A 14,347-nucleotide genomic window follows, 5' to 3' on the forward strand; every position below is an offset into this window, starting at 1 on the left:
GGATACTAGTTTTGTTGGACGGGCGAGGGACCCGCTGGCGTGCCATCGTCGGAGGCCTTGGGCGGCCCCCAGGCCAGGTCGTCCAGCAGGGTGTCCACCCAGGCGGTCATGGCCGCCGAATCCATGGGTCCTGAACCTAGTGAGCCCGCGAAGGGCGCCGGAATCAGCAGGGTCTGCGTCACCGGGCGGTACTGGCTGCCCTTGTAGATGCGGGCGATTCGGGCCTGGAGGGAGTCGGGCATGGTCACGGGCCTGATCCGCACCCTGGAGCCCTGGGAGGCGATCTCCGCAATGCCCAGGGAGCGAGCCTTGGCCCGCAGCCTGGCCACTGCGAAGAGGGTGTCGAACTGGGCCGGCGGACGTCCGTAGCGGTCGGTCAGCTCCTCGTGCAGGTCGCGCAGATCCTGCTCGTTGCGGGCCGAGGCCAGCTTGCGGTAGGCCTCCAGACGCAGCTTGTCCGAGTCGATATAGTCCACAGGAATGGAGGCCTCCAGGGGCAGATCGATGCTGACGGTGACCGGCTCGGTCCGCCCGGGATCCTTGTACTCTTCAACCGCCTCGGAGACCATGCGCACATAGAGGTCGAAGCCGACCCCCTCGATGTGGCCGGACTGCTCGTCGCCCAGCAGGTTGCCGGTGCCACGCAGCTCCAGGTCCTTCATGGCCACGTCGTAGCCGGATCCCAGGGCCGTGTTCTGGGCGATGGTGGCCAGCCGGTCGTGGGCGGTCTGGGTCATGGGCTTGCTGGGGTCGTAGAGGAAGTAGGCGTAGGCGCGCTCCCGTCCTCGCCCCACCCGGCCGCGCAGCTGATGGAGCTGGGAAAGCCCGAAACGGTCGGCCCGGTCCACGATCAGTGTGTTGGCGTTGGGAATATCCAGGCCGGTTTCGACGATGGTCGTGCAGACCAGCACATCGATGTCCCGGTGCCAGAAGTCCCGGATGACCCCGTCCAGCTGCTTCTCTCCCATCTTGCCGTGGGCCACGCCCACCTTGGCCTCGGGAACCAGTGTCTGCACCTTGGCCGAGACCTTGCCGATGTCCTCCACCCGGTTGTGGATGTAGAAGATCTGGCCCCCGCGCAGGAGCTCGCGACGAATGGCCGCCGTCACATGGGCATCCTCGTAGGCGCCCACATAGGTCAGCACCGGCAGACGATCCTCGGGGGGCGTGGCCAGGGTAGACATCTCCCGGATGCCGGTCACCGCCATTTCCAGGGTGCGAGGGATGGGCGTGGCCGACAGGGACAGGACGTCCACGTTGGTCCGCATGGCCTTGAGGGTCTCCTTGGCCTCCACGCCGAAGCGCTGCTCCTCGTCCACGATCATCAGGCCCAGATCCTTGAAGCGGATGCGCGGGTTGAGCAGCTTGTGGGTGCCGATGACCACGTCCACGGCCCCACTGGCCAGGCCCTCCATGGTGGCCTGGTTCTCCTTGGCGGTCTGGAAGCGGCTCATGGCGGCCACATCCACCGGGAAGCCCTCGAAGCGCTCGGTAAAGGTCTGGTAGTGCTGCTGGACCAGCAGGGTCGTGGGCACCAGGACCACCACCTGCTTGCCGTCCTGGACGGCCTTGAAGGCGGCACGGATGGCTATCTCGGTCTTGCCGAAGCCCACATCCCCGCAGATCAGCCGGTCCATGGGCACCGGCTTCTCCATATCAGCCTTGACATCGTCGATGGCGGTCAGCTGGTCTGGGGTCTCCTGGTAGGGGAAGGCATCCTCCAGCTCCTTCTGCCAGGGGGTGTCGGGACTGAAGGCGAAGCCCTTGGTGCGTTGCCTGGCCGAGTAGAGCTTGACCAGGCCCTGGGCGATCTTGTGAACGTGCTTGCGGGCCTTGGCCTTGGTGGCCGACCAATCGGATCCGCCCAGCTTGTTGAGTCTGGGGATCTCGGCACCGATGTAGCGGCTGACCTGGTCCAGCTGGTCGGCAGGCACAAAGAGCTTGTCCGGCGGGGCGTTGCGCTTGGAGGGGGCGTACTCCAGGACCAGATACTCCCGGCTGCCCTTGCTGGGGCCCACGCCCACGCTGCGCTGACGCATGCCCAGGAAGCGGCCGATGCCGTGCTGGTCGTGAACCACATAGTCGCCGGGCTTGAGCTCGTCCAGGTCGATGGCCTTGCGCCGACGGTTGGAGGTCTTGCTTCCGGCAGCCACGCTGGTGCGCCCGGTCAGGTCACGCTCGGTCAGCAGGGCCAGATGGGCGGACTGGTCCACAAAGCCGTCCACCGCCAGGGAGCGGTGGTACTCCAGCCCGGTGATTCCCGTGGTCTGCACGGCCCGACGCAGGCGACTCAGTGTTCCCTGGGCCGGAGCGGTCACCACAACCCGGTCGCCGCGCTCCAGCAGGGAGGCGATGCCCGAGGCGGCCCGATCCTCGTCGCCGCGGTACTGGTCCGGGGCCAGGGCATCCAGACGCTCGGCCCCCTCCCGGTCCGGGTCCACCGACAGGTCGGTCAGCTTCCAGACCTCACCCTTGCGGTATTCCAGGGATGAGATGACCTCGTCGTAGTCCAGGAAGCTGGCCCTGTCGAAGCTGATGGGTGCACCCGAGCCCTGTCCTGAGGCTGCCACATGCCAGCTTGCGGCCAGGAACTCGTTGGCGGTCTTGACCAGATCCTGGGCGGAGCGAGCCAGCAGCTGCGGCTCCGACAGCAGAATCAGAGCGCCCTCGGGCAGCATGGACCCTACCGGCACCAGGTCGTCGACCAGGGCAGGCAGGAGGGATTCCATTCCCTCCACCGGAATGGCCTGGGCGATGGACTCCAGCATGTCATCGGCGTTGGGGATGCTTCCGATCAGGGAACGTGCGCGGGCGCGGACCTGGTCGGTCAGCTGCAGCTCGCGGCAGGGCGGCGCCCATATCCGGTCCAGGTCGGGGCCGTAGGTGCGCTGGTCGGAGGCGTGGAAGCTGCGGATGGTGTCCACCTCGTCGCCGAAGAACTCGATGCGCACCGGGTGGGCCATGGTGGGGACGAAGACATCCAGGATGCCGCCTCGGACGGCGAACTGGCCGCGCTCCATGACCAGGTCCACCCGGGTGTAGGCGTTGCGGACCAGAGCTTCGACGGCCTGGTCCAAGGGCAGCTCCTGGCCACGCAGAAAGACCAAGGGCTCCACATCCTGCAGGCCCTTAACAACCGGCTGCAGCAGGGAGCGCACGGGCATGACCAGAATGCGGATGGGCCCGAAGTCGGGATCGTCCTGGACCGGATGGGCCAGCCGCCTGAAGACGGCCATCCTGGAGGCCACGGTGTCTGCACGAGGCGAGAGCCGCTCATGAGGCAGGGTCTCCCAGGAGCGCAACAGGGCCACGTCACCCGGGTCGCCCTCATACCAGGAGCGGATGGCGCCGGTCATTTCCTGGGCGTCACGCTCGGAGGGGACCACCAGAACCACCGGAGCCCGACCGGCTGCAGCGGCTGCAAGGGCCGGCCTGATGCCCTGGGGAGCCTGGACCATAAGGGAGGTGTCGGTGTCAGCCGCAGGTTCGGAGTCTCCTTGGACCAACCTCTTGAAGGCAGCATCCGCCTGCAGGTCGTCCAACAATGGACGCAGGGACCCGTTCAACGGTTCCTGGGGTTCCGCCTTCTGTGTATGCTCATCGACCATTGAACTGCTCCTGAGCCTGGCTGAGGCCCTTGGTGATCACGATTTCTGCGGCATCTGCGCCGTCGGCCAGGAACTCGGGCAGGCGTTTGCGTTGATCGCCGACAAAGGTGCCCAAAACCCAGTCCACAGTGCGGCGGTGGGCGTCAGGACCTCTCCGGGCATGACCCACGCCCATGCGGACCCGTGCGTAGGCGTTGCTGCCCAGGGAACGGTCGATGGAACGGATGCCGTTATGCCCGCCCGAGGACCCGCCGGCCTTGACCTTGATCCGGCCGAACTCCAGGTCCATGTCGTCATGGATGACCACGACCCGGCCAACAGGTATGTGGTAGTAGGAGCAGATGGAGGCCAGGGCATCGCCGGAGTCGTTCATGAAGGTCAGCGGCTTGGCCAGGAAGAAGGGTGTGCGGCGTCCGTCAAGATCCAGGGTGCCCCTGCCCAGCTGGGCCAGACCCTTGTGGTCGCGCAGGTTGACCGACCAGCGTTCGGCCAGCAGATCGGCGCACATGAAGCCCATGTTGTGCCTGGTGCCCTTATACTCGTCACCCGGGTTGCCCAGTCCGGCTATCAGCCAGAAATCGGATGCCATGTAGGTGATACCTCCTACTCTCAAACGCGACGGTGAGATTCTACACAGGCTCCCCGACCCCGTTTCGCTCAAGGGACAGGCTCCAGTAGGAGACGTCATGCAGGGCGAACCGGTCCCAGGCGGCCTGGGGCAGGAGGCCGAAGCGGCTGAAACCGAACCGGTGCAGCAGGGTCTTGGAAGCCGAATTGTCATCGAAGATGATGGCCACGGCCAGACGCATGCCCACCTGCTGGGCGCGCTCCAGCAGGGAATGGACCATCAGGGCGCCCATACCCCGTCTACGGCTGTCGCGATTCACGTAATAGCTGAGCTCGCAGGTCTCCTGGTAGCCGGGCCGGTCGTAATAGGCCGACAGGGAGCCGAAGGCCAGCACCTTGCCCTCCTGCTCCAGAACCAGGACCGGATGGCCCTGGTCAGGATCGTGGTCCAGCCACCATTGCAGGCGCTGGTCCAGGCTGACCGGGGCCATATCCGCCGTGGAACCACCATCCATGACCGCCTGGTTGTAGATGGCGGTGACCGCCTCCAGGTCCCCGCGGCGGCAGAGCCGGATGCGCGGGGTGGCGCTCACTTGTTGCCGCCCTCCTGGTCGGAGGCCTCCTTGAGGGCTTCACGCAGACGGTTCTGAGCCTCGCCGTAGGCGCTGAAGTCGCCCTTCTTCAGGGCGGCATCCCCGTCCCTCATGGCCTGGTTGGCCTTGTCCAAGGCCTGTTTCAGGGCCTGCCCTTCTGTGGCCGATGTCCCGCCGGACCCGGCTGTCTTGTCAGGGGCCTTGTCGGATTGCTCGCTCTGGTCAGCATCGGAATTGGTGCGTCCGGTGTTGTCGGCATCGCCTGCCGATGCGCCCGAGTTGCCCTGGAAGGTCTTGTCAAGGGCCGCATCCAGCGTGGCCGAGGAGGAGACCTTGTCTCCGAATGCCACCAGGACCCGCTTGAGCAAGGGGAAGCTGGTGGCGCCGCTGGACTGCACATAGACCGGCTGGATGTAGATCAGTCCGCCGCCTATAGGCAGAGTCAGCAGGTTGCCACGTTTGACCTTGGTGGATCCGGACTGCAACAGGTTGAGCTCGGTGGAAACAGCAGCATCCGAGTTGAAGTTGTTCTGGGCCTGCCCAGGGCCGGGCACATTGGAATTCTTGGGCAGCTCCATCAGCCGGATGGTCCCGTAATCCGGGCCTATCACCCCCTTGGTCGACCCGGCGTCGGAATCCACGGACAGGAACCCGGTCAGAATCTCCCTGGTGGAGGTGCCGGCGGGAATGAAGGTGGAGGTCAGCGAGAAGGCGGGCTTGTCGGTCCCCGGGGTCTGCAGGGTCAGATAGTAGGGAGGCTGCTTGATCCCGGCCTTCTGCTCCTTGCTGGTCCCGGTCGGATCCACGGGGGTCTGCCAGAAGTCCTCGCCGGAGAAGAACTGGCTGGCCGAGTTGACGTGGTACTGGGACAGGAGCTGACGCTGTACCTTGAACAGGCTCTCCGGGTAGCGCATGTGGCTCATCAGGTCGCCCGAGATGGATGAGAGCGGCTTGAATTGGCCGGGGAAGACCTTCTGCCAGGCCTTGAGCACAGGATCCTTGGCATCCCAGGCATACAGATCCACCGAGCCGTCGTAGGCATCGACCGTAGCCTTGACGGAGTTGCGGATGTAGTTGGCCTTCTGGGAACCCAGGCCCTTGACGGCCTCGGAACTCAGAGTGGTCGTGTCCTGGGTGATGGGACCCAGGTCGACCTTCTGCGAGTAGGGGTAGGCGTCAGATGTGGTATAGCCGTCGACGATCCACTTGACTCTGCCGTCCACCACAGCCGGATAGACGCGCCCGTCCAGGGTCAGATAGGGGGCAATCTGGGCCACGCGCTCCTTGGGCGAGCGGTTGTAAAGGATCTGGGAATCGGGCGTGACGCGGTCCGAGAAGAGGATCTGGTCGGATCCAAAGCGGATGGCGTAGAGGACCCGGGCCAGGAAGTTGCCCACCGAGGGGCCGCCGTTGCCCTTGAAGGTGTTGGTGGCCCCCTTGGAGCCGGTGGGATAGTCGAACTCCCAGCCCGATGAGCCCTGGGGCGCGCCGACGATGGAGTACTCGGGCGCGTTGGGCGAGAAGTAGATTCGCGGCTCGTAGTGCTGGCTGTCGGTCAGCTTGCCCTTGGTGGGGATGTCCTGCTCGAAGAATTCGGGCTGCCCGTCCGGGGTGACCTTGTTGCCATAGGCGGCCACAATGCCATAGCCGTGGGTGAAGACCGTATGGTCGTTGACCCAGTTGCGGTTGTCGTTGCCCTCCAGGTCCAGCTCGCGAGCGCCGATGACCGTATCCTGGCTGACTCCGTCGATGTCGTACTTGTCTACGGCCAGGGTGTCCTCGAAGGTGTAGTACTGCTTGGACTGCTGCAGCTGCCGGAAGGTGGGCGAGACCACCTGGGGATCCAACAGACGAATCTGGGCTGTGGTCTCCGCATCACGGGAGAGTGCACCCGACTGGACCTCGGTTGTGGCGTCATAGGCCTCGGTCTTGAGCTTGTCCAGCCCATAGGCCTTGGTTGTGGCGGCGATGTTGCGCTGGATGTAGGCGGACTCCATCTCCTGGGCGTTGGGGTTGACCCGGAAGCGCTGGACCAGTGCCGGCCAGAAGACGGTCAACAGCAGGGACAGAACAACGGTGACGGCCACAGCCAGGACGGGCACCCGCCACTGCTTGACGGCCGAACCCAGGGAATCTGCATGGACACGGCCGGGTTCCAGGGTGCGCGAGCGCAGAATCCAGACGGCCAGAATGATGCCCAGCAGGGCCATGACCACGGCCATGATCAGGGTGACGGGGATGGCCGCCTTGACCGAGGTGTAGGAGGCGCCGGTGATCCGATCGCCCTCCTCGGTCAGCCTGCCGAAGACGCCCAGGGCGGTGTCACCCGCCCAGACCAGCATGAACAGGACCAGCCAGACGGCCACCTGGCGACGGGCGGGACGGGTCATCTCCAGAATGCCGCGTCCATGCACGGGCATGGTCAAGCGTATGCCGCCCATGAGGAAGTTGGTGACCAGGCTGAATATCGTGGCCGCCAGCAGCATCATCAGCAGGGAGGAGACCAGCAGCTGCAGGCCGGGCAGGATGAAGACATAGAAGCCGTTGTCCAGGCCGAACTGTGGGTCGCGCACCCCGAAGGACTGGGCGTTGAAGAGCAGGAGCACCTGCTTCCAGTCGGCGTTGAACTGGAAGCCGAAGAAGACGCCGACGACCAGGGAGACCACCACGGCCACCTTGAGTGCTGAGCGTGAAGAGACTCCCTTGCCCACCTCGATCAAATCGCCCCTGACTCTGATGGTGGACCCGTCAGGCGAATCGGGACGGCTGTGGATGGCCAGGATGGCCGAGAGTAGGGTCACCGCAGCCAGCAGCAGTGCATAGGCCAGCCACAGACCCACCTTGATGCCCAGCTGGGTCCAGACGATCTGTGCCGCTCCCAGCTGGGAGAACCACATGACATCAGTGATGAAGCGGCTGAGCGCGAACAGGAGCAGGAAGACGACCAGGATGACGGCCACAACCACGGCCAGGATCTTCGAGCCCCGGGAAGGCCCTTCATTACCCTTCTTGCGGGAAGTCAGCCGGGGGTCACCTGGTCCGGGAAAGCGGAAGCGGGGTGTACCGCCGCCCTCCTGGCCGGAACCCTCCCCATCGGTTTGCACGTGCAGGATGACCGGGTCGTCTTCATTGCGACGCCGGCCTGGTCCGCCTGGACCACCCTCAGGGTCGAACATGGAACCGAAGAAATCAAAGAATGACATGTACCTACCCTACATGAGACGGCGGTCTTGAATGGCTTGCCGATAGACCTCCTCCACCTGATCGGCCACGGTGTTCACATCGTAGCGGTCCAAGAGCGCAAGCTGGTCATGGCGCACCTTCCGCCTCCAGGACGGGTCCCCCAGAGCCTGGGCAACTCGCCGGGCCAGCAGTTCGGGGGTGTTGGGCGAGTCGACGGGCACCAGAGCCCGCTCATCGCCCATCAGGGTGGACCGGTAGCCTGGATTGTCCCCAGCCAGCACCGGAGCCGTGCCCGAGGCGATGGCCTCCAGCAGGACGATGCCGAAGGACTCACCCCCGGTGGAGGGAAAGACGGTCAGGTCGGAGGAGGCCAGCAGGGCGGGCTTGTCCTTCTCGTCCACAAAGCCGGGGAAGGCCACCGGTGTACGCAGGGCGGCAGCCTTCCGACGGCAGTCCTCCAGCAGCGGGCCCTTACCGGCCATGGTCACATGCAGGCCTTCGGGCAGGACACCGGCCCGCTCCCCCGCCTGGAGGGCTGACAGCAGGATCCCCGCCCCCTTGCGGGCCACGAACCGTCCCAGAAAGACCAGATGCGGCCCCTGGCCGTGCAGTCGCGCCACCTCCTGGTCGCCAGCGGCCTGTCGGGCCCGGCGCAGGGCAGCCACGTCCACGGGGTTGGCCACCACCCTGCTGGGCACACCTGCAGTCTGCCGGGCATAACTGGCTGCCACAGGCGAGACCGCGATGACCCTGTCGATGCGCCTATGGGTCCTGCGGTTGATCATTCCCAGCAGCCGACCGCCCAGCAGCTGCAGGTTTCCCGTGGGGGCGATGTGATAAGTGGCCACCAGGGCCGTGGCCGGGTTGGCGGCGCGGATGACCCGGCCGGCCAGGAAGGGGCTGTAAGGAGCCTGGACGTGCAGCAGGTCGAAGTGCCCGGCCTCCAGGACCCGGCGGATGGGCGCCTTGGGCGCAGGCAGAGGTATGCGCATCCTGTTGCCGTTGAAGGAGACCATGACGTTGCGGGACAGGGAGTGGACTCCGTCAACCGGCGGATGGGCGGTCTGACCGACCAGGTACTGGACCCTATGGCCCCGTCTGCCCAGCTCACGTCCCAGGGTCAGAATGTGCTGCTGGACCCCATCAAACACATCCAGGGTGTCATCGAAGACGAACCCAATGCTGAGCGTCACTGAGCGTCCTGGCCTGCTTCAGACTCGGTCCCTGCGGCCAGCTGGCGACCCTTGAGGGCCAGGGCCACCAGGTGCCGGTCGGCTGCCTCGCGCGCCTGCTGCTCGTCGTTGCCCGAATCCAGATTGTCCACATAGATGGTCTCCACCTGCGCGACCTGGCAGTACTTGAGGAAGGTCTGCCTGCGCAGCTGGTTGTCCAGGGCCTCTCCGATGCCGCTGGACTGGTACCATTCCTTTTCCCCGCCGGTCAACATGACCAGCTCCACACGCCGTCCGGCCAGGGCCCCCGGGGTTCCATCAGCGTTATAGGCGAATCCCCTGCAAATGACCCGGTCGATGAAGCCCTTCATGATGGCCGGCATGCTGTACCAGTAAATGGGGAAGACCAGGGCCAGCACGTCCGCATCCTTGATCCGCTCCTGCATGGCCTGGACATCCTCGGGCATGGGTCCCTGGCCCAGGTAGTGGGTCCTGTCCTCCATGCCGAAGACGGGATTGAACCCCTCGGCGCAAAGGTCGATCAACTCGGTGCGAGCCCCACCCTCGGCCGCACCGTCCAGCAGGGCGTTGCCCGCCGCATCGGTCAGACTCTTGGATTCGGGGTTGGCCGTGACTGCCACGATCTTCATAGGGATTCGCTCCTTACATTCCATTTCGCACCTGCACCGACTGCGTGCAGACCTTTGTCATTGTCAGTCCTGGCAAGGACGGCAACACTGGTTAGGCAAATGCTTGACACTGCCCCCAGGGCCCATCTATGTTATTGGGTGGTCGGTAGGTGAAGCTACCGCATGGACAAGGCATGCTGCCGCAAAGTGGTGGAGACACCCCGCGCAGGTCAACAGTCCCCGTCGGATCAAGGCAGGGACTAATGCAGGGCCAAATACCATGCGAAGCCGAAGCTTGAACGATGACAATGATCGGCTCATGGGCCGATTGCCACGCCGTCTTCGAGGCTGCCGACAGGGATGTTCCGCACCTTGGAGGGAGGCCATCGTGAATACTGTCGCACTGCCGGGAATGCTCCGTTCTCCACTGAACGACGACCGCAGCCAGGCATCGCGCTCCACCCGTATATGGACGGGCCTGGCCGTAGCCATAGGTGCAGTGGTCCTGCTGGGGGCCCTGGCCTATCTGCTGCCGGCCCTGGGCGCGCCCATCGGCCCGGCCGGCGTACCTTCGCATGTCTCCACCGACCCGGCCAACCTGCCTTACTACGCGCTGCGCTCCCTCTTCCGCATGTTCGCGGCCCTGATCATCTCCCTGGTCTTCGCCTTCGTCTACGGACTGGCCGCCGCGCGTTCCCGCCGCCTGGGCGCCGTGCTCATCCCCCTGCTGGACATCCTGCAGTCGGTGCCCGTCCTGGGCTTCCTGTCGGCCACCATCTCCATCTGGCTGGTCCTCTTCCCCGGGTCCATCATGGGCGTGGAGGCGGCCTCAATCTTCGCCATCTTCACCAGCCAGGCCTGGAACATGGCCTTCTCCTTCTACAACTCCCTGACCAGCGAGCCCGCCGACCTGGACGAGGCGGTGAGGCTGATGCGCCTGACCCGCTGGCAGCGCTTCTGGAAGCTGGACGTGCCCAACTCCATGATCCCCCTGCTCTGGAACTGCATGATGAGCATGGGCGGCGGCTGGTTCTTCCTGACCGCCTCCGAGATGATCTCGGTCAACAACAGGACCCTGGCCCTGCCCGGCATCGGCTCCTTCGTGGAGGAGGCCACCGCCGAACAGGACCTGGGCAAGGTGGGCCTGGCCATCCTGACCATGATTGTGGTGGTCCTATTGATTGACTTCCTGCTCTGGAAGCCGCTGACCGCCTGGGCCGAAAAGTTCCGCTACACCAACAGCCAGTCCACCGAACCCCGGCGCAGCCTGGTGCTGACAATCATCCGCCTGTCCGGAGTCAAGGACCTGCTGGGCCTGGTAGGACACCCCCTGGCCGACCTGCTGGATCGGATCACCCGCCCCCTGGGTCGCACAGGAGCGCGCTGGAGCCGTGGAGGCGGACGCAGGCGGGCAAGCGATCTGGCCTGGTGGATTGGCCTGGCCCTGATCGGCCTGTGGGGACTTTGGCAGCTGGACCGTCTGGTCATCCGTCCGCTGGGCCTGGGCGAGGTCGGGCATGTCTTCCAGCTTGGTCTGCTGACATTCCTGCGAGTGCTGATCCTCATGGTGGTCTGCACCATCGTCTGGGTCCCGATAGGCGCCCTGATCGGCATGAATCCGCGCATCTCCCGCTACCTGCAGCCCTTGGTGCAGATTCTGGCCTCCTTCCCGGCCAACTTCATCTTCCCCTTCGTCACCATGATCTTCATCATCTGGCGGATCGACATCAACTGGGGCAGCATCCTGCTCATGGCCCTGGGCACCCAGTGGTACATCCTCTTCAACGTCATCGCCGGAGCCTCAGCCATCCCCGACGACCTGCTGGAGATGTCGCGCAGCCTGGGCCAGAACCGCTGGCAACGATGGAAGACCCTGATTCTGCCGGCCCTGTTCGGCTCCTGGTGCACCGGCGGCATCACAGCGGCCGGCGGGGCCTGGAACGCCTCCATCGTCTCTGAGGTGGTCTCCTACGGCAAAACCGAACTGACGGCCAAGGGCCTGGGTGCCTACATCGCCCAGGTGACCACCACCGGCGACACCCCACGCATCATCCTGGGGGTGGCCGTCATGAGCATCTTCGTGGTCCTGGCCGACCGGTTCTTCTGGTCTCCCCTGCAAACACTGGCACAACGGCGCTATTCCCTGACATGAGAAGTCTGAGAGGTTCGACAATGACCAAGATCAATTCCAACGGGATCATCACGGCCGAGCACGTGACCAAGACCTACCAGTCCGACAAGGGCGCGGATCTGACCGTCCTTGACAACATCGACTTCACCCTGCACGAGGGCGAGGTGGTGGCCATCCTGGGCCGGTCAGGCGCCGGCAAGTCCACACTGCTGCGCATCCTGGCCGGCCTGGTCCCAGCCAGCAAGGGCAGCGTCGAATACCGGGGCAAGCAGCTGGACGGGCCCAACCCCGGCGTGGCACTGGTCTTCCAGAGCTTCGCCCTGATGCCCTGGCTGACCGTCAAGGACAACGTTGAATTGGGCCTGCAGGCCCGTGGCGTGCCCAAGAAGGAACGCGAGAAACTCTCCTTGGCCGCCATCGATGCCATCGGCCTTGACGGCTTCGAGAGCGCCTACCCCAAGGAGCTCTCCGGCGGCATGCGCCAGCGCGTGGGCATCGCCCGGGCCTTGGTCCTCAAGCCGGACGCCCTCTTCATGGACGAACCCTTCTCGGCCTTGGACGTGCTGACCGCCGAGAATCTTCGCCAGGAGGTCCTCAAGGTCTGGTCCGAGGAGGCTGGCAGCGTCAAGTCGGTCCTGATCGTCACCCACAACATCGAGGAGGCCGTGGAGATGGCCGACCGTGTCCTGGTCCTGGACTCGCATCCGGGCCGGGTCATCGCCAACGTGCCCATCAACCTGGACAGGCCTCGGGACAAGCAGTCCGACCTCTTCCAGTCCTGCGTGGACTACCTCTACTCCATCCTGACCGGCCAGCGCGACAGCGAGGACATCCGCCGCCGTCTGCAGACCAAGGTGCGCAACCGTCAGGCCGTGCGGGACTCGGTTCGGGATGAGGACACCGCCGAGCGCAACCTGCCCGACGCAACCCCCGGCGGCCTGGCCGGTCTGGCCGATGTCATGGTCAACCAGCCCAACGGCATGGACCTGGCCGACCTGGCCGCCAAGCTCTCTTTCGAGGTGGACGACCTCTTCCCCCTGATCGACGCCGGACTCATGCTGGGCATCTTCCAGGCGGACAACGGGCACGTCAGGCTGACCGACCAGGGCCGTGCCTGGCATGACGCCGACATTCTGGAGAGCAAGGAGATGTTCTCACGGATGCTGATGGACCACGTTCCGCTGATCCGCATCATCGACCGGGCACTGAAGAACAGCGACGACAAAAGCCTGCACGGCTCCCTGATCCTGGACCTGCTGAGGGCCCACCACTCGGATAAGGAGGCCGTACAGCAGTTTGACACCGCCATCACCTGGGGCCGCTACGGTGAGCTCTTCGACTACGATGCCGACGACGACCGACTGACCCTGGACCCGGAGAACCACACCGAGTGAACAGTCGCGGCAGCTATGGCAGTTGCGGTCCCCTTGGGCTCCTAGAATGAGCATCGGGCGATGGAACCCGCCCGGGGCTTGAGCCCCGAACCGCAAACTGCTGATAGTTCCTGCACCATGATTCGACGACCCCGTCTGCGGGCCGGGTGCAGGCGCATGTCTTTCAGCCCGACCCTGCGGACGCTGATCGTCGGGAACCGAGCCTCCAATGACCAAACCCCCTACCGGACCTGACATGGCCACGGCCCTGGTCGTAATTCTGGGCGGAACCCTGGGCACCGGCTGCCGGTACGCCCTGAGCCTGCTGCCGGGCCAGAGCGGCCCACTGCATCCGGGAACCCTCCTGGCCAACCTGATCGCCTGCGCAGGCTACGCCCTGCTGACCGCCTTCCTGGCCGGACTGCCCAAAAACGCACATGCGCACCGAAGGCAGCTGACCAACAAGGGCCTGGGCATGGGCCTGTGCGGAGGGCTATCGACCATGTCCACCCTCTCGGTGGAACTGGTCCAAGGCCTGTCGGGCGGTCAAGTCCAGGCAACCCTTGCCTACCTGCTGGTCTCCTTCGTCGGAGGCCTTTTGGTTTCCTGGGCTATGGCAGCGCTGGGAGCGCATCTGGCCGCAGGCATCCAGGCGGGTGCGCGATGACCATTACGTTTACGTTGCTGATTTGCCTGTGCGGCGGCATGGGGGCCGGACTGCGCTACCTGCTGGATACCCTGGTCAAGGCCCGCTGGCAGGTGGATCTGCCCATGTCGACCATGATCATCAACCTGCTGGCCGGATTGGCTGCAGGGATGGTGGCCGCCCTTGCCGCCTTCCACGGACTGCCTAACTGGGGACGGCTGCTGCTGGCCACAGGACTGCTAGGTGGCTTCTCTACTTTCTCGACAGCGGTCAATGAAGTGTTGGCCCTGGCTCGGCAGAGACGACATCTGGCAGCCCTGGGCTATCTAGCAGCTTCGATCTTCCTGCCACCTCTGTTGACGGCCCTGGGCTTTCTGCTGGCCGGGCCGAGCCTTTAGAAACAGGGTTTTAATCGGTCCGGTTCGCCCAGCAGAAAGGCGTTCCA

The 14,347-nt window shown here is 64.9% G+C and carries 10 protein-coding genes and 2 riboswitches; of the genes, 4 read left to right on the forward strand and 6 right to left on the reverse strand.

The window, feature by feature from the left end; genetic code table 11:
* Positions 1–5: 5 nt before the first annotated feature.
* The 6 genes from mfd to ACNAOV_RS04980 are packed head-to-tail and all read right to left on the reverse strand — an operon-like array spanning position 6 to position 9,773.
* Entirely contained in the window at positions 6–3,608 is a 3,603-nt protein-coding gene (gene mfd, locus ACNAOV_RS04955) for a transcription-repair coupling factor (RefSeq protein ID WP_416516838.1), read from the reverse strand.
* A complete protein-coding gene (gene pth, locus ACNAOV_RS04960) occupies positions 3,598–4,197 on the reverse strand; it encodes an aminoacyl-tRNA hydrolase (RefSeq protein ID WP_416516839.1) in 600 nt (199 codons plus the stop codon). Before pth ends, mfd begins: the two co-directional genes overlap by 11 nt.
* A 40-nt stretch (positions 4,198–4,237) precedes the next feature.
* Complete coding sequence (locus ACNAOV_RS04965; protein ID WP_416516840.1) at positions 4,238–4,768, reverse strand: GNAT family N-acetyltransferase; 531 nt, start codon at positions 4,766–4,768, stop codon at positions 4,238–4,240.
* The gene (locus tag ACNAOV_RS04970; RefSeq protein ID WP_416516841.1) at positions 4,765–7,971 is read right to left on the reverse strand and encodes a UPF0182 family protein; all 3,207 of its coding nucleotides are present in this window, start codon (positions 7,969–7,971) and stop codon (positions 4,765–4,767) included. The genes ACNAOV_RS04965 and ACNAOV_RS04970 overlap by 4 nt, the downstream gene beginning before the upstream one ends.
* Positions 7,972–7,980: 9 nt before the next feature.
* A complete protein-coding gene (locus ACNAOV_RS04975) occupies positions 7,981–9,144 on the reverse strand; it encodes a glycosyltransferase family 4 protein (RefSeq protein WP_416516842.1) in 1,164 nt (387 codons plus the stop codon).
* On the reverse strand, positions 9,141–9,773 hold the full coding sequence (locus tag ACNAOV_RS04980; RefSeq protein WP_416516843.1) for an NAD(P)H-dependent oxidoreductase: 633 nt from the start codon (positions 9,771–9,773) through the stop codon (positions 9,141–9,143). Before ACNAOV_RS04980 ends, ACNAOV_RS04975 begins: the two co-directional genes overlap by 4 nt.
* 134 nt (positions 9,774–9,907) lie before the next feature.
* Positions 9,908–10,066, forward strand: a riboswitch (M-box (ykoK) riboswitch).
* A 98-nt stretch (positions 10,067–10,164) separates the two neighbouring features.
* Here ACNAOV_RS04980 and ACNAOV_RS04985 point away from each other — a divergent pair.
* From ACNAOV_RS04985 to ACNAOV_RS05000, 4 genes are all read left to right on the forward strand, one after another.
* On the forward strand, positions 10,165–11,904 hold the full coding sequence (locus ACNAOV_RS04985; protein ID WP_416518156.1) for an ABC transporter permease: 1,740 nt from the start codon (positions 10,165–10,167) through the stop codon (positions 11,902–11,904).
* 20 nt (positions 11,905–11,924) lie between these two features.
* Positions 11,925–13,277 (forward strand): nitrate/sulfonate/bicarbonate ABC transporter ATP-binding protein, encoded by a 1,353-nt coding sequence (locus tag ACNAOV_RS04990; protein ID WP_416516844.1) that lies wholly within the window; start codon positions 11,925–11,927, stop codon positions 13,275–13,277.
* A gap of 47 nt (positions 13,278–13,324) precedes the next feature.
* A riboswitch (Fluoride riboswitch) is annotated at positions 13,325–13,397 on the forward strand.
* Positions 13,398–13,485: 88 nt separating this feature from the next.
* Complete coding sequence (locus ACNAOV_RS04995) at positions 13,486–13,923, forward strand: FluC/FEX family fluoride channel (protein ID WP_416516845.1); 438 nt, start codon at positions 13,486–13,488, stop codon at positions 13,921–13,923.
* Positions 13,920–14,300 (forward strand): fluoride efflux transporter FluC, encoded by a 381-nt coding sequence (locus ACNAOV_RS05000; RefSeq protein ID WP_416516846.1) that lies wholly within the window; start codon positions 13,920–13,922, stop codon positions 14,298–14,300. Before ACNAOV_RS04995 ends, ACNAOV_RS05000 begins: the two co-directional genes overlap by 4 nt.
* Positions 14,301–14,347 lie beyond the last annotated feature (47 nt).

Source organism: Bifidobacterium asteroides (assembly GCF_048001765.1).
Lineage (GTDB): Bacteria > Actinomycetota > Actinomycetes > Actinomycetales > Bifidobacteriaceae > Bombiscardovia > Bombiscardovia asteroides_K.